This is a genomic window from Peribacillus sp. TH14, assembly GCF_016651145.1.
Lineage (GTDB): Bacteria > Bacillota > Bacilli > Bacillales > DSM-1321 > Peribacillus > Peribacillus butanolivorans.
The window spans coordinates 3,931,199-3,947,373 of the sequence record NZ_JAEKEK010000001.1 but is presented as its reverse complement, the minus strand read 5'-3'; the positions used below and the strand labels follow the sequence as shown (position 1 = coordinate 3,947,373).

General features: G+C 40.0%; 19 protein-coding genes. 1 reads left to right on the top strand and 18 read right to left on the bottom strand.

Going from position 1 to position 16,175, the window contains the following annotated elements; translation table 11 throughout:
* Positions 1-15 precede the first annotated feature (15 nt).
* From JFU50_RS19200 to JFU50_RS19170, 7 genes are all read right to left on the bottom strand, one after another.
* Entirely contained in the window at positions 16-282 is a 267-nt protein-coding gene (locus tag JFU50_RS19200; protein WP_201223688.1) for a helix-turn-helix domain-containing protein, read from the bottom strand.
* Positions 283-294: 12 nt separating this feature from the next.
* Positions 295-978 carry a hypothetical protein gene (locus JFU50_RS19195; RefSeq protein WP_201223686.1) on the bottom strand — a complete coding sequence of 228 codons (684 nt, stop codon included), beginning with the start codon at positions 976-978 and terminating at the stop codon, positions 295-297.
* A 240-nt stretch (positions 979-1,218) separates the two neighbouring features.
* A complete protein-coding gene (locus JFU50_RS19190; protein WP_201223683.1) occupies positions 1,219-1,662 on the bottom strand; it encodes a helix-turn-helix domain-containing protein in 444 nt (147 codons plus the stop codon).
* A gap of 576 nt (positions 1,663-2,238) precedes the next feature.
* A complete protein-coding gene (locus tag JFU50_RS19185; protein ID WP_201223681.1) occupies positions 2,239-2,616 on the bottom strand; it encodes a hypothetical protein in 378 nt (125 codons plus the stop codon).
* A 66-nt stretch (positions 2,617-2,682) separates the two neighbouring features.
* Positions 2,683-2,919 carry a hypothetical protein gene (locus JFU50_RS19180; RefSeq protein WP_201223680.1) on the bottom strand — a complete coding sequence of 79 codons (237 nt, stop codon included), beginning with the start codon at positions 2,917-2,919 and terminating at the stop codon, positions 2,683-2,685.
* A gap of 68 nt (positions 2,920-2,987) precedes the next feature.
* Positions 2,988-3,281: a hypothetical protein gene (locus tag JFU50_RS19175; RefSeq protein ID WP_201223679.1), complete on the bottom strand. Its 294-nt coding sequence runs from the start codon at positions 3,279-3,281 to the stop codon at positions 2,988-2,990.
* Positions 3,278-3,517, bottom strand: coding sequence for a hypothetical protein (locus tag JFU50_RS19170; RefSeq protein ID WP_201223678.1), 240 nt, complete (start codon positions 3,515-3,517; stop codon positions 3,278-3,280). The genes JFU50_RS19175 and JFU50_RS19170 overlap by 4 nt, the downstream gene beginning before the upstream one ends.
* Before the next feature lie 187 nt (positions 3,518-3,704).
* Here JFU50_RS19170 and JFU50_RS19165 point away from each other — a divergent pair, with 187 nt between their 5' ends.
* The gene (locus tag JFU50_RS19165; protein WP_201223677.1) at positions 3,705-3,956 is read left to right on the top strand and encodes an XRE family transcriptional regulator; all 252 of its coding nucleotides are present in this window, start codon (positions 3,705-3,707) and stop codon (positions 3,954-3,956) included.
* Positions 3,957-4,281: 325 nt separating this feature from the next.
* Here the strand turns inward: JFU50_RS19165 and JFU50_RS19160 are convergent, their stop codons facing one another.
* The 11 genes from JFU50_RS19160 to JFU50_RS19110 form a co-directional block, all read right to left on the bottom strand.
* Positions 4,282-4,929, bottom strand: coding sequence for a hypothetical protein (locus JFU50_RS19160; RefSeq protein ID WP_201223676.1), 648 nt, complete (start codon positions 4,927-4,929; stop codon positions 4,282-4,284).
* Positions 4,916-6,079, bottom strand: a complete 1,164-nt coding sequence (locus JFU50_RS19155; protein WP_201223675.1) for an FtsK/SpoIIIE domain-containing protein — start codon at positions 6,077-6,079, stop codon at positions 4,916-4,918. The genes JFU50_RS19160 and JFU50_RS19155 overlap by 14 nt, the downstream gene beginning before the upstream one ends.
* 12 nt (positions 6,080-6,091) lie before the next feature.
* Entirely contained in the window at positions 6,092-6,415 is a 324-nt protein-coding gene (locus tag JFU50_RS19150; protein ID WP_201223673.1) for a hypothetical protein, read from the bottom strand.
* Between the two features lie 331 nt (positions 6,416-6,746).
* Complete coding sequence (locus tag JFU50_RS19145) at positions 6,747-6,950, bottom strand: helix-turn-helix transcriptional regulator (protein WP_201223671.1); 204 nt, start codon at positions 6,948-6,950, stop codon at positions 6,747-6,749.
* A gap of 209 nt (positions 6,951-7,159) precedes the next feature.
* Positions 7,160-7,951, bottom strand: a complete 792-nt coding sequence (spo0A, locus tag JFU50_RS19140; RefSeq protein WP_056525307.1) for a sporulation transcription factor Spo0A — start codon at positions 7,949-7,951, stop codon at positions 7,160-7,162.
* A 350-nt stretch (positions 7,952-8,301) separates the two neighbouring features.
* On the bottom strand, positions 8,302-9,594 hold the full coding sequence (gene spoIVB / locus JFU50_RS19135; protein WP_201223669.1) for a SpoIVB peptidase: 1,293 nt from the start codon (positions 9,592-9,594) through the stop codon (positions 8,302-8,304).
* A 162-nt stretch (positions 9,595-9,756) separates the two neighbouring features.
* On the bottom strand, positions 9,757-11,472 hold the full coding sequence (recN, locus tag JFU50_RS19130) for a DNA repair protein RecN (protein WP_056525314.1): 1,716 nt from the start codon (positions 11,470-11,472) through the stop codon (positions 9,757-9,759).
* Between the two features lie 22 nt (positions 11,473-11,494).
* Positions 11,495-11,944 carry a transcriptional regulator AhrC/ArgR gene (ahrC, locus tag JFU50_RS19125; RefSeq protein WP_053346905.1) on the bottom strand — a complete coding sequence of 150 codons (450 nt, stop codon included), beginning with the start codon at positions 11,942-11,944 and terminating at the stop codon, positions 11,495-11,497.
* A gap of 360 nt (positions 11,945-12,304) precedes the next feature.
* Positions 12,305-13,132: a TlyA family RNA methyltransferase gene (locus tag JFU50_RS19120; RefSeq protein WP_053346906.1), complete on the bottom strand. Its 828-nt coding sequence runs from the start codon at positions 13,130-13,132 to the stop codon at positions 12,305-12,307.
* A gap of 4 nt (positions 13,133-13,136) precedes the next feature.
* A complete protein-coding gene (gene dxs / locus JFU50_RS19115; protein ID WP_053346907.1) occupies positions 13,137-15,029 on the bottom strand; it encodes a 1-deoxy-D-xylulose-5-phosphate synthase in 1,893 nt (630 codons plus the stop codon).
* 251 nt (positions 15,030-15,280) lie between these two features.
* Positions 15,281-16,174 (bottom strand): polyprenyl synthetase family protein, encoded by an 894-nt coding sequence (locus JFU50_RS19110; protein ID WP_201185758.1) that lies wholly within the window; start codon positions 16,172-16,174, stop codon positions 15,281-15,283.
* Between the last annotated feature and the right edge of the window lies 1 nt (position 16,175).

The window sequence follows — 16,175 nt, the reverse complement described above, 5'->3', positions numbered from 1 at the left end:
AATTATTATGGATTACTATGCGTTTATTCTGAAATGTTCATAAAAAACAAAGAATTCTTCTGTTAAACCGGCCTCAATTCGAACAAGCTTGGCTCGAATATAATCGGTAATATCTCGCTGTCCCTTTTCTATTGCGCAGATAGTTGAAGCTGAAACGCCAATTCGGTTTGAGAATTCCACCTGCGACTCGCTCAAAAAGTAACGAATAGCCTTCGCTTTGATTGCATCCAATAGTAACCCCTCCTCTTTATCCTGTTTTACGTCTAAAAAATACCGGGCCATGCGCCCTTCCCCTTATACTTTTCTACTGCACCTAAACTCAATTGCCCGTCTACGCTCTAATTGAAGATGTCTTTCCGTATATTTACGAGAATAATATTCCGATTGCTCGTTTGGTTCCATGTGCGAAATGGTAACCTCCCCTGGCTTTCTATCGCTTATTTTCGCATACTTCACAAAAACTTTTGGCTGCTCAGCTTCCTCACCGTTATAGGGCACCACTCGTTTAGGCTTCCGTTTGCCTCCAATTAATTCGCCACGTTGTTTGGCTGCGTCGATTTGTATGATTTTACTCGGCGAATAAGGTGCTTCATACTTCCATGCCTGTTTTAACATTTCGTACTCGTTCAGCCAGAACGGATATTCTAACCAGTAAAGGTAATACGTTTCTCGCTTTGATTTTTTCTTTGGCTTCAACAAGGCCGCATCGGCTCGTTTTTTGGCTCGGTTTAACGTATCACGGTTAATTTTGCATTCTCTTGAACATGTTCGACTATTATTTGGCCTTGTCTGGTCACGGTAAAAATAACTGCAATAATCACAACGTTTGATTCGCTTGTCTTTTGCATCGTGAAGTTCACCATCCATAATCTTCTTTATTACTGGCATTGCATCATTAAGATTTAATCCACACGTAAATGATTGCGCAAATTCTATGGCTCCCTCGCCCGGTTGTTTGTAGTCGATTTTATTCTCCATTTCAGTTCCACTCCCTCCTTTTTGTGTTACGCGGTTAATTAGGTGTACGCATTATCTCTTCTGTTCTTCTTTGAAGAAAAGACCTACGAAAAGTTATACAATACCTGGCGTTTATTTTTGCTTTAGCGAAAATGAGCGCAATCTTTTTAAATCTCGTTCTTTAAATCTCGTTAAGATAAATCTAGTTAACACCTAAGTAACACCGTTAGTACCCTTGCTAATTAGGTGTACCTTAATCTATTATTCCGTGTACCCTTTCGCCAACCTCCATTGCTGCATACGATCCCGGCCAGCCTGCTTTCTTTTTTCACATCGCTGATAGTTTTTCTGGTACAGTTCCCAAGCGGCAGGAAATTCGCGATAGAAAGCCTCCTCATCTAGCGGAACCAGCGGCACGTAATAACCCTTTTCCGGAAAGTCAATCAACTCCACAGCCTTCAAATCATCCAAATGTCGGCTCGTTGTGTCCGGAGCCTTGCCGTATTTGAGGGCCAACGTCTCGATGCTAGGAAATGCGTGCCCTTCAATCGGATTGTAGTAGTCGATTATCAATGCATACAAAAACAGCTTTTCTGCGCTCATACGCTCATGGTGAACATAGTGGCGGGCATCACTGGGTAACGGGATAAAATTGCGCTCTCCTTTTGTTGGGTTGCGCTTGTCAAAAACCTTTCTTTCTACCATTCTTATTCCTCCTTTAATTTTGCGAAATTTTTCAACCTACACTGTTTGACGCTCGAGCTTACCTTTTTCCGCACTTTTTTCGAAAGTTTTATACCTTATATAAATAATGTCGCGCGAGCAGCCTGTTTAGGGCGCTTTTTTCGAAAGTTTTTTAACCTTTCAATACGTATGTCACGCGAATAGTCCGTTTCGGCGCTTTTTTTCGAAAGTTTTTTAACCCCTACGTAATATATGACGTCATAGGTCCGGAAACGGGACAGTAACATATAAAATATAATAGGCGGCAGGAAGGGAAACCGCGCACACTTATTAATCCTTACAATATGATAGGCGCGCACTTTCTTCTTCGGACAATTCCCCCCCGAATTTTTATTTCCTACTTTATGATAAGAACGAGAATCCAAAGTCGCGCACTCCGTTGCCTCAAATTACGATACAGCTGCCGTTCCAATTCCGCGCACTTTATCAAAAGATAACCATTGCGAACATTTGTTCCGTGTGATAGTATAAGAAGAGAAGACCGACCGCGTTGCCGCACGATCAGCCTTTACTTAGATAACCGGTGCCAGCCGATTATTATACTTCTAACGCATTAAACACGTCTGAGATATTCATCGTCACATTAAGCGACTGAGTGATTTCGCTGCTCTTACGTACTACCCGGTCATATTGATCGTCCATTTTCCCGATTTCGGACCGTAACATTTGATAAACCGGCTGTAACCGTATGAGTTCATCCTTTACTACACGTCGTTGCTGCAACGTTACTTTTAAATTTTTTGCGAAGTCGTTGCCTTCCGATTCCGAGAACTCGCCACTTTTCTCGATGTCATGGTAAATCGCCGATACCTTGCGGTCTAACGAAGATTGTAGCCCGTTTAACTTTTCGTACGCCGCCCTTACTTCACCATATAATCCGTGTATTTCACCGTAGAATTTTTCCGATAAACTCATTCCGATTTCCCCCTTCGATAATGGCGACTATTGCCGTAGCCGCGCCGTTTATCTATATTTTCGCTTTCAAGCGCCTATAACGTTCATTACTGGGCCCGTATTCTTTAAATAATCCTTGCTATTTTCGTCCAAATTAACGAGATAAACGTTCGGGTCACTTGTTGGAATTGCTTTATATACACTTAAGCCTTCCTGAGTAACGAATACTTTATTTCCGGATAGTAGAAGACCCGATGTATTTTCTCGTGGATAGATTTTTCCCTCGAATAAGTAAGTTACCGTGATTTTCTTAGCCTTTTTCATGTATAATTACCTCCAGAATAGTTTTTTGTTCTTGGCTCGCTTTGTGTTCTCAGCACAGGGCGGGCCTTTTACTTTAAAAATATTTGTACAACCTCTAATACACTTGCGCCAATAAACCATTCAACATCGATTTTCTTCGGACCATCCTGCATACTCAACTCAAATCGCTTAGCTGTTGCCAAATCTACAACCGGATTGCCTTCCGGAGTCCATTCCGTAATTTCCCTGAATACATAATCACGATCCTCGTAGATGGAAAGTGTCAATTTCGAATTAATCACATGTACGGGCTCCATCATCGGATCGCCGAAGCTAGGGTCATCGGAGCAGATAAAGTATGCGTTACCTTTTTCGATAGTCATGCAATTTCCTCCTTACTCATTCCGCCATACAAGTGCTCAATCTCCACGTCCAGCAGTTCTCCATAGCAGTAACGCTGCCTATTTCCAAGGTACGGTATATATTGCTTTATTTGTTCCGGCGATAGTGTGACAAAGTGCGTCGTACCTTCTAAGTAGAGATTCCAGTAACCAATTGCCGTTTTCTTACCGTTCACGCTAAACGTTTTAGGCTCTGATCCGTTAATCCATTTAATCATTTTGGCGTTTCCTCCTTGTTTTCGTTTTGGAGTTTAACTCTTGTAGTTTATCTACTGGCTTAATAATAATACTCCTGTAGTTAAACGTCAATAGTTATTTTATTTTTCAAAATTAAAAGTGTAACTTTTGGAGTTTAACGTTTATACTACTATTAAGAATTAAATATAGATGAGAGAGGGTACTGTTATGGCAATTCAATTTGGTTTGAATGAAATATTAGGAGAAATTAAAGAAACAAGAAATAAGATTGCAGTAGAAGCGAAGGTTAGACCAGCTACGATTTACGATATGGCTGAGGGAAAAACAAAGCGTATAGAATTATCTACAATAGAAAGTATTTTAGACGTAATCAACGAGCTCGCCAGAAATGTAGAAGGATTAAATAAGACATATACAATAGATGATCTCTTTAAATACAGCAAAAAGGATGCGGAATAAACCCCGACATCCTCTTTTTTATTTGTTTTTACTTTTAGATGCAAAATAAATTAAGATAACTGTAATAATTATCATTATAACAACTACTAAAACAGGGAAGAACGTTGTATTGATGAAATGACTATAAATCCATGTATCATGCATTAAAGCAACCTCAATTTTTGTTTTTACTTAGTATGAACGATAAGGATCAACACTATCCCAATAACGACAAAATATTACTGATTCGAAAGATAATGTCACAGCGCGAATACACTACACTTATGGAACTATCCTGCCCCATTAGTTCATCAAGAAAATCAACAACATCCTTTTACAAAGCCTTTTATTTAACAACGATTCGTACTCCGCCTTCACTCGGCCTATTTACCGGCGCTGGCTCGCTCCTCAACGAACTCATGAACTCCGTAAATGATTCGCTTTGAAAGACCTTGAAGGGATAATTTTCGTCTATTGCGTACCGCTGATCAGATAATATAAGGACGTGCGGAAAGGGCTTCGCTATGATTCCACTATCGTATAACTGGACATAACGCTCGAGCTTTTCATCCATTTGATTGGCGCTGTAAACGGTCTTCTGTACTTCGATAAAAAACGGAGTGCGCCGAAAGTGTGCGTATATGTCCGGCTCGCAGCATCCATCCTTCTTCCTTCCGTACTTCGGCTCAACTAAAAACGATTCAAGGTCGCCAAGCTTCAGCATCTCTTTATAAACGTTTAATATCGCTAAAAAGTGACCTATTTTATGGCTCTGCGCTTTCATTTGAATACTAGGACCGAAGTAACAATACGGGATAAAGGCGGTCGATCGTTGTATTTCTCCGTCCCTAAGTAGCCTGAGCAGGACGTTATTCGCCGCATACTTCGGATTTTTTAATCCTGCGAAGAAAAGCTCTGCAATACTATCGCGGTCCATAACGCGGAACTTATCAAGCGTTTTAATTATCGCCTTATCTCGGCTAGTTAGAGACATCGTTAAACACATCCTTTTCGGATAATCCTTTTAATACTGGCTCTTCTGGCGTTACTTCCTTTACGGGACCTTTCGATACGATAAACGGATTAAGCAAGTCCTTCGCCTTATCTAGCGTTAAATAGGGCGCTTGCAGCTCGTAAAGTTTATCGGCGTTCATTATAAATCGACCGCTCGTTTCGATTGTCTCCGCCCCTGGCGTATTTACGATACGTGATTCGATAATATCGCGAAGCTGAAAGCCCATACTGACGGTTAAATTCGCACGAATAGTCGTATCTAGAATTTTCGCGTTAGGGCGTTGCATGGAAAGGATAGCGAAGACACCTAACGTTCTACCTATCGCAGATATTTCCGTAAGGATATCCATTATCGCCTCATCCTTCCGAAGCATGACAAATTCGTCAATACATACGACTAGATAGGCCCTGCGATGCTCCGCCGGAAGGTCGTCGACGTGACTGACTTCGAATAGCTCCGTTAAATCGCTCCTTTCGTCAAGCTCCTTTTTAATACCGCGTAACATTTTTCCGATATCCTTCGCGCTACTTAATACACATTGAACGTGCTCAACTTTGCGGAATATATGGAACTCCGACTTTTTACAATCGCCGAGAAATAACTGCAGTTCCGAGGGTTTTTTATTGAGGATAAGCGTCGTTAGTATCTGACGAAGTTGAGTAGATTTTCCACTTCCCGTTTGTCCAGCGATTAAAATATGCGGTTGTTTAAGCATATCGAAAGCCACATAACGCCCGTTCCGGTCCATTCCGGCGATAATTCCGAGGGCATAAGGCGAAACAACTTCGAGTACATTTTCGGCTTTATACGTTAGCTCATCCGGCATAGAAGTCGCGTAAACGGTCAAAACGTATTTCTTTAAATCGCCGTCAAGCGCGATGCTCCTTCCGAAGTGTTGCCTAAATACAAACTCCTTCTTTCTTACTTCCTTTGGATCCATTCCGTTAAGTAAAGTAAACGTATATCGAAGCGACTTATTTTCTTTGTCGAGGTGTATGTCGTGTACCTGCGGAAATATAGTGCGCTCCGTTCCGCCCTTACTTTTATACTGCTTGAATAGTCCGGCACTCCGAAACGCCTTAATTAATTCGCCTTTAGCCTTCGATTTATAAAGAAATTCCCGTATCATAACTCCGCCCCCTTATAGAGATACTAAAAACCATCCGATAAAGCTGAACCCGCCAATCGAAAACGCTAACCGTGTAATTGTTTCTATCGCTTCGGCAAGGGCTTCGCGCCCCGTACTGGCTGCGTAAGACTCTAGGAAATGCGATAACATGCCGAAAGCAAAGACGCCTAGCAAGACCGCATATACTCCGGCTATGTCCGGTGAGAAGAAGCTACTAACCGATACCGAAGGCAAGAAACTATATAAGCTCGTATTTATGAGGCTCTTCGACGGCTTCCGGTGATTACACGCCATAAACGTTTTAAAGTCGATTGTTTCTATTCTCTGTTGGAACATTTCGCTCATCTCCGTTAATTAGAATTGTCTGAATATTACCTTTCCCCCTCGCGCTCCCCCTCACTCTCTCCCCTCCGGTCCTTTCCTAACAGGTTGCCGAAAGCTTATTAAACCACCTTTATAACTCGTATAAGTGTACTTAACTAAATAAGTTGAATCTGTTACGAAATCGAAAATTAAAATATCCGATATTATGACGCTACCGTTTTACAACTGTTTTGCAATGGATATTAGAGTGTATGGAAGTGCGCCTATAAAATTGCCTGTCCTAATAAAAATTTAAACGAAGTCGACAAGTCGAAGGCATAAAAAAAACGCCCAGCATAGGACGTTATTGAATTTCTCTATAAAATATTTCGTTAACAGTCATTCCGAGCCTTTCGCTAATTTGCATCGCATTATCTAGCGTAGGTTCCCGGGCCTCCCTTTCGTAACGGTTATATTGATAAACGCTAAGTCCTAAAAATGCGGCAAACTCCGTCTGATTCATCCGATGATCGTGGCGTAATTCTTTCAGTCGATTTCGGATGGACATAATTACCAAGCCCCCTAAGCAAAAATAATAGCCGCCTTGTTTGGACGACTACGGAAGTTTACTATATACTGACTCGTAGAGGTGCCGAGTTTATTTGTTATTACGGTCAGTCTTTATCGGTATCACACCGCAAAGTTTATCGTAATTGGCGATAAATTCACGAGTAAATTCCCGTCCAAATTGCCGTCAAATCAACGACCCTACCCCTGTCAAGAAGCTTTATGCTCAAGACGAAGCTTATCAGCAACCATTGCAATGAACTCGGAATTCGTAGGTTTTGCCTTAGTCATGCTAACGGTATAACCAAATAAAGATGAAATTGATTCAATATTCCCCCGGCTCCAAGCCACTTCAATCGCATGTCGGATGGCACGTTCAACACGGCTGGCGGTTGTATTGTATTTTTTTGCAATGTCCGGATATAGAACCTTTGTAATCGATCCTAATAGTTCAATATCGTTATACACCATTGAAATGGCTTCCCTTAAATATAAATAGCCTTTAATATGCGCAGGCACTCCAATTTCGTGAATTATGCTTGTGATGCTGGCATCCAGGTTTTTCGGCTTTGATTCATTTTGAGGACGATAACTAAACTGACTATGATTTTTCAATACAGCCTGTCCTTTGCCGCTCACCTGACGAATATGATTGGCCAGATTCTCCATATCAAATGGCTTTAGAATAAAGTAAGACGCACCCAAATCAACAGCTTTTTTCGTAACATCTTCTTGACCAAATGCAGTAAGCATAATTACATTAGGCATTGCACCCCGTTTTACTTCACGAAGTTTTTCAAGGACACCTAACCCATCTAAATGAGGCATGATAATATCGAGAATCAAAATATCCGGGTCTACGTTTTCTAACATACCCAGGCAATCTTGACCGTTATGTGCAACCCCAATTACTTCCATGTCTTCCTGTGCTGAAATGTATTCTTCCAGAAGGCCAACAAGTTCTCTATTATCGTCTACAACGCACACCTTAATTTTTTTCACGCTTGATTTCCTCCTCAACTACAATTGGTCTTTTTTTCTATATGACTAAATTCTATTGTAATTGAACTTTTCGACAATGGAAACTAAATTCCTTTTATTTTTGAAAAAATATAAGGAATTCAATATTATTCTCCGGATATCTCTTGTTTTCGACTTCGTTTGCTATTCGAATAAACAGATTGTCGAAAAATCTTCATTTTGTTATCATTTTATCACATCAATTCAAAAAAACCTCAATTTTTGAAGAAATCATTTTTAAACCTGATTATTTTCCTTATAAAATGAAGATAGAATGGTCCGACATTGCCCATTAAATTAAAAAGGGGCATCCAAATGGATACCCTGACTCTTTAGCTTGCCTTTTCATAATTATCTTTGTCGTATATATTGATACCGGCTTCGTTTAACATCCATTCGATATGGACACCATACCCACTTGTAGGATCATTAACAAATACATGGGTAACTGCACCGATTAATTTCCCATTTTGTATGATAGGACTACCGCTCATACCCTGAACGATCCCACCCGTTTTTTGAAGCAATTCTTTATCTGTCACTTTTAAAACCATTCCTTTAATTGCAGGGAACTTTTGTGGAATGGAACTGACTATTTCCACATCAAATTCCTCTACTTTAGAACCATCCACTACAGTAAGGATTTTTGCTGGTCCTTCCTTTACTTCGTGAGAAAGAGTTATTGGAAGGGCATTGTCCCTAATTCCATTTTTGAAATCTTGATTTAACTTCCCGAAAATCCCAAAGGGACTATTACGATTAATATTTCCTATTTTTTCTTTGTTAGAAGAAAAACGTGCTAATTTTTCTCCTGGGTCACCATTGCTTCCCTTTTCGATGGACGTAACAGTCGATTGAACAATCTGCCCATCCTTTACAACAATTGGCTTTTTTGTATCCATATCCGAGATGACATGCCCCAGTGCTCCATATTTTTTCGAATCGGGGTGATAAAACGTCATCGTCCCAATTCCAGCCGCTGAATCGCGGATATACAAGCCCAATTTGTAAGTTCCTTCATTCTTATCCTTTAGAGGCAAGAGTATACTGTGAAGCACTTTATTATCACGGTTGATAACAATATTTAACGCTTCTCCCTTTTCACCTGCCTGCTGAACAAAAGGGGTTACATCCCCCATCTTCTTTATCGTCTGACCATTGATTTCTGTTATAATATCACCGATTTCAATTTTCGCTTTTTCTCCTGGTGATTTTTTTCCCTTATCAGTATCAATTAGATGATGACCTACAACGAGAACCCCGAGAGTATTAAGCTTTACTCCAATAGATTGGCCTCCAGGCATAACTTTAAAGTCTTTTAACACCCTAATATCGACCTTTTTAGCAGGCAAGCCTGCTACATCAAGTAATACCTCATTTGTACCTGGTTTCTCAGCACCAAGCGTGATTGAAGCTTGCTCATCATGAAGCGAAATCCCATCACTGGATTCCGAAACTTTTGCAGAAACGGGTAATGATTTGGAAATACTATATTGACTTCCTTCAAATAGTACAAGATGATTTGGAATTAAAAAATATTCACGAGATGGCTGGTATAACCCTAATGTTAATAGCGAAACAAGGAGAATTCCACCGATGATTCTGTTAATCCATACAAATTTCAATCCATTCACTCTCCTCGCTCTCTGACACTTTATGGCTACACCTTTAATTTAGCCTTCATGACAGTCATTTATAACAGAAGCACAAAATAAAAGCTATCCGTTTTTGGATAGCTTTACAATGAATGCTTATGATTAGTTGTAAGTACTCTTATAAAGACCGTATCAAGACGTAATTTTCAACCTTTTGGCTAGCTGAATTAATTCATTGGCATGTTGCTTCGTTAAATCCGTAATCTCGACACCGGAGATCATCCTGCCAATTTCTTTTATTTTTTCACTTTCTATAAGAGGCTTCACCGAAGTATTGGTTCGTCCTGCTCTAACATTTTTTGCAATAAATAAATGGGTATCTGCCATTGCCGCAACCTGTGGTAAATGTGAAATACAAAGTACCTGGGAACCCGTTGCCACTTTATAGATTTTTTCGGCAATAGATTGTGCAACCCTGCCGCTTACACCTGTGTCCACCTCATCGAATATAATGGAAGTAATGCCTTGATGTTTGGAGAAAATACTTTTCAAAGCCAACATAATCCTAGATAACTCTCCGCCAGAAGCAATTTTCGAAAGAGGTTTTAACGGCTCTCCTGGATTGGTGGATATATAAAACTCCATGGAATCCAGACCCGACTGATTAATTCCCCTGTCTGATAACTCATCGAAAGTATAAGCTGTTTGAAGAAAATGCGGTTCGAAAATTGTTTTTTCCATATATAAATCTTTTAATTCCTGATGTATTTTCTTTGTTAACTGCTGTGCGAATGTTTGCCGAAGTTCAGACAGGTTTTTTGCTTCAACAATTAAATCAGCTTTAATAGATTTTATTTCTTTTTCAAGCTTCGCTATATGGGTTTCCCGATTTTGAAGCTTTTCGACTTCTTCTTCAATCCCAGCACCATACTCCAATATTTCCTCGATGGTCCGTCCGTATTTACGTTTTAATTGATTTATTTCATTAAGGCGACTTTCAATAAATTCGACTCGTTCTGTATCATAATCCAAAGAATCTAACTGATCTCGGATGGTCGAGACCGCTTCTTCGAGAAGGAAGTAGCTATTTGAAACAGTTTCCGAGCTATTTTTTAAACCCTCATCGAGACCCGCTGCTTCTTCTAGGTTATTCATGGCCACGGATAGCCAATCAATTGCATGTTGCTCTCCATTTAAAGCATTATAGCTGGTTTGCAACGCTTCATGAATTTTTTCGAAATTATTAATTTTTTTCCGTTCTTCCATCAATTCTTCATCTTCGCGTAGTTTCAAATCCGCTTTCTGAATTTCATCGAATTGAAACTGGATTAAATCGAGACGATGAACCATTTGCTGTTCATTTTGACTTAAACTATTCAGTTGTTTAGAAGCTGTCTCATACCGTTTAAATAACTTTTGATATTCGGCAAGAGCTGAAGCAACTTTTTCGCCGCCGAACTGGTCAAGCAAAGGAAGGTGGAGTCGTTCATCCATTAATTCCTGATGTTCATGCTGACCATGTATATCTATCAAAGTCCGTCCTATCTCACGTAAAATTGCAATCGTTACGAGCTTTCCATTTACCCGGCAGACGCTCTTGCCGCTGAGTGAGATATCTCTTCGGAGGATAGCCATCCCATCATTCATATCCAAGCCAAATTCTTCAGCCTTGGCAAAGACCGGATGTTTGTCATCATCAATTTGAAAGAGCCCTTCTATTTCGGCCTTCGACTCACCATGACGAATGAACTCTGCCGAACCACGGCCACCAACCAATAAATGAACGGCATCTATGATAATGGATTTCCCTGCCCCTGTTTCGCCGGTCAATACAGTCAGGCCTTTTTCAAATGAAACAGACAAGCTGTCAATGATCGCAAAATTCCTAATCGAAAGTTCTGTTAACAAACTAGGTCACCTCACAAAATTATTAGAGCATGTCCAAGAATTTGCCGGAAATGATCTTCGCATCTTCCTCAGAACGGCAGATAATTAAACATGTGTCATCGCCGCCGATTGTTCCGAGTATTTCTTGCCAATTTAAATTATCAATTAATGCACAGATTGCCTGGGCATTTCCCGGGAGCATTTTCATAACAAGCAAATTATTTGCCGCATCAATGCGAACAAAAGCATCAATCAGCATTCTCTTTAATTTTTGAAGTGGATTGAAGCGTTGGTCGGCTGGTAAGCTGTATTTATACCTTCCGTCTGTTAACGGGACCTTAACAAGGTGGAGCTCTTTAATATCCCTTGATACAGTAGCCTGAGTAACATTGTATCCAGCAATTTTCAGTTCTTCAACTAGCTCATCTTGAGTTTCAATATCGTTATTCGTAATAATTTCCCTGATTTTTATATGTCGTTGTCCCTTATTCATAAGTAGAAGCACCTCTTCTCGACTGTAGCTAATTTAATTTAGTAAATAACCGTTATATAAGCGTTTAAGCAAGCTGCCAAGCAGGCGTTGCTTCCGCATTATAAACACATCTATCTTGCCTTTAACAACGTCCCTTGCGTACAGATTTGACGCTATAGGATCTCGCTAATATTAATGTTATCGGATTTTTATGCAATTGTACAACTTTTTCTCAAAAATACATAACATGTCTATATTTTGTTCTTAAATTTCTTAATGTAAACTCCCCCTATAATTCGAGGGCCTTTTGCCTTTCACTTCCTAAAGTGAAAAAGCTCCTTCAGCCAACCATTCAGCTAAAGGAGCCATACATAGTTCTATTTATTCTTTTTTAAACTGGGCATGTGCTTCTCCAACTATGTCATCAACCGTTTTTGAGAGCATTAGGTCTCCATCTACTTTCGACCCTTCCCAATATAAATGAAGCAAAAATTCAATATTTCCATCGCCACCTGTAATCGGAGAAAAGGAGGCATCCTTAATATCGTAGCCTTCTTTTTTTGCAAAAGAAATTATTTTATTTAACACTTCTTTATGGATCTTGGGTTCACGAACAATACCCTTTTTGCCGACTTGATCCTTCCCAGCTTCAAATTGCGGTTTAACTAGGGCTACAACGTCGCTTTTGGGTACAAGCAAGGTCTTTAGAACCGGTAAAATTAACGTGAGCGAGATAAAAGAAACATCAATGCTTGCAAAGTCTGGCATCTTCCCATCGAGATCGGCTGGAGTGACGTACCGGAAATTGGTCCGTTCCATTACTTTAACCCTTTCATCCTGTCTAAGCTTCCAAGCTAGTTGATTATACCCTACATCAAGCGCATAAGACATGACGGCACCATTTTGTAAAGCACAATCAGTAAAGCCTCCAGTAGATGAACCGATATCAAGGAGAACTTTTCCATTCACATGTAAATCGAATTCTTTTAATGCCTTCTCTAGTTTGAGGCCACCTCTTGAAACGTAAGGCATTACTTTCCCTTTAATCGTTAATTCAAGATCAACCGGTACTTTTTCTCCCGGCTTTTCGTATCTCTCTTCATTTGCATAGACAAGACCTGCCATAACCATACGCTTAGCTTTTTCACGCGTTTCAGCTAAGCCTTGTTCTACTAGTAATACATCTAATCTTTCTTTCATTACTTTCATATTGTCAGGCCCTTTTTTCTTTTTTGGGTGTAATCATTTTAATCTTTTTCATAGCTGTCTTAGTCGTTAAACCTATTTCTTCAAGTAGCTCGTCAACACTTCCATGTTCAATGAAATAGTCAGGGATTCCCATTCGGTCAATAATCGCACCATAAAATCCTTGATCATGAGCATATTCAAGAACAGAACTACCAAAGCCACCTTGAAGGACAGCTTCTTCTATTGTTAAGATAGGCATTTTCTCACCCAGAAGGCGACTTAGCATTTTTACATCCAGTGGCTTTATGAACCGAGCATTAATCACTTTTACAGAATAATCCTCTTTCTCCAGAAGTGCTGCAGCTTCAAGTGCCATAGGAATCGTTGTCCCGAACGTTAAAATGGCGGCATCTGTTCCTTCTTTCAGGACTTCCCATGAACCGATAGGAATCTGCTGTAATTCTGTATCCATTACAACTCCCCAACCATTTCCACGCGGGAAGCGCATCGCAATCGGACCATCATTATAGTTTAAAGCTGTATTTACCATATGCTGACCTTCATTTTCGTCTTTTGGCATCATCAAAACCATATTCGGAATATGGCGTAAGAACGCAATATCGAAAACGCCTTGATGTGTTTCACCATCAGAACCGACAAGGCCGGCCCTATCAATTCCAATAAAGACATTCAAATTCTGGCGGCAGATATCATGTACTACCTGGTCATATGCTCTTTGTAAGAAGGTTGAGTAAATCGCCAAAAATGGTTTCATTTTCTGCGTTGCCAATCCAGCAGCAAAAGTTGCTGCATGCTGCTCGGCAATCCCCACATCATAAAAACGTTCCGGAAATTCCTCAGAAAACCCTACCAATTTCGAACCTACAGGCATCGCAGGTGTAATCGCGACAATTCGTTCATCTTCGCGTGCAAGTCTGCTTACAGTATCACTTACAAGTGCACTCCAAGCAGGACCTTTACTAGGGGATTTAACGAAATCACCCGTTTCAATCTTGTATGGACCTGTCCCATGCCAATTCCCTGTTGTATCCAACTCAGCGGGAGAATACCCCTTACCTTTTTTCGTAATGACATGTAACAGGACTGGTCCTTTTGTTTTCTTGGCATACCTTAAATTCTCTAACAGTTCTTCATAATTATGACCATCCACTGGTCCAAGATATGTGAAACCTAGTTCTTCAAAAAAGATCCCTGAGACCAATAAATACTTCATACTGTCCTTCAAGCGTTCAGCAGTAGCTGCAAGTTTCCCGCCAACTGCAGGGATTTTTTTCAAAAGCAGTTCCAACTCGTCTTTTGCCCAATTATATTTACCTGCTGTCCGTAATCTTCCCAATATCGTGTGTAAAGCACCGACATTAGGTGCAATTGACATTTCGTTATCATTTAAGATTACAATCATGTCCTTTTTTTCATCACCGATGTGATTCAAGGCTTCAAGTGCCATTCCCCCTGTAAGCGCTCCATCACCAATTACAGGTAAAATAAAACTTTTCTCTCCCTTAATATCACGAGCAGCTGCCATTCCCATAGCAGCTGAAAGGGAAGTAGAACTGTGTCCGGTTTCCCATACATCATGAGGGCTTTCAATCATTTTAGGAAACCCGCAAAGACCTTTATACTTCTTTAAAGTATCAAACTCTCCAGCTCTTCCAGTCAGGATTTTATGAACATATGATTGATGTCCTACATCCCATAATATTTTATCCTTCGGGCTATCGAATTCTTTATGCAACGCTATTGTCAATTCGACTACGCCTAAATTGGGCCCAATATGCCCACCGGTTACCGATAATTTTTCTACAAGAAACTTACGAATTTCTACACTTAATTCGACAAGCTCTTCATTATTCATATTCTTCAAAAAAGAAGGGTCTTTTATAGATAGAAGATCCAAACTGGACCACTCACTTTCTGTCATTTTCGGTTGTAAGCATAAACAAAGCCTCAAAAAAGAGTGCTATTTAGAAGACTTGACCGAAAAATTCGTTATAAGGTAAAAATGGCCGCCAACACCCAGGTGATTTCGGCGGCTTATTTTTACCTATTTTATCACGTATCTTATCTAAAAAATTCATCTTTATCTTTACATATTTTTGCACAATGAGTATACCATAAAACCTCATTTGATAACAAATTTAGCCACACTCAATGGTCACGGGTCGCAATTAAATTGGTTAGTTCGTTTAATAAACTTGTTTGTAAATTTGTTTTTCCTAAAGCGTTATGGGCAAGTTTAATATGATAATCCAACTTCTCCTTTGCCCCATCAAGCGTAAGTAAAGAAGGATATGTGCTTTTATGATTGCCTTCATCACTGCCAACTGGCTTGCCAATTAACTCTACTGATCCTTCAATATCCAGAATATCATCCCGAATTTGAAAAGCAAGTCCCAGATGGTATGCAAAATCACGTAAATGCTGGTGCTGTTCGTTATTTGCTCCAGCTAATATGGCACCTGAAATGATACTTGCAGTCAATAGCTTCCCCGTTTTATGTTCATGAATATATTCCAATTCTTTAAGGGTCAACTGTTTACTTTCACCTTCCATATCGGCGACTTGACCTCCAACCATCCCTTCAGCGCCAGCAGATTTAGCAATTTCACTTACTAAGTTCAACTTCATTTCCGCAGTCACCTCAGGATCAATCATATCCGTCACCAATTGAAAACTGTATGTTAGCAAGGCATCCCCTGCCAGGACAGCTACCGCTTCACCAAAGACTTTATGATTCGTAGGTTTTCCACGTCGTAGATCATCGTCATCCATCGCTGGAAGGTCATCATGAATCAAGGAATATGTATGAATCATTTCAATGGCCGCCGCTGCTGGGATTCCTGTCTTTAAATTTTTTCCGAAGGCCTCTAAAACCGCAAAAACCAATAAAGGACGAATCCGTTTACCTCCTGCTTCCAATGAATAAGTCATCGCTTCCTTGACAACAGCTGGAGCTTCAAGCTTATTTACATATTCAACGATTTCTCTCTCTATTACAGCTTTATATTCTTTTGAAAACGTTTCAAAGGACGCCGTACTCATA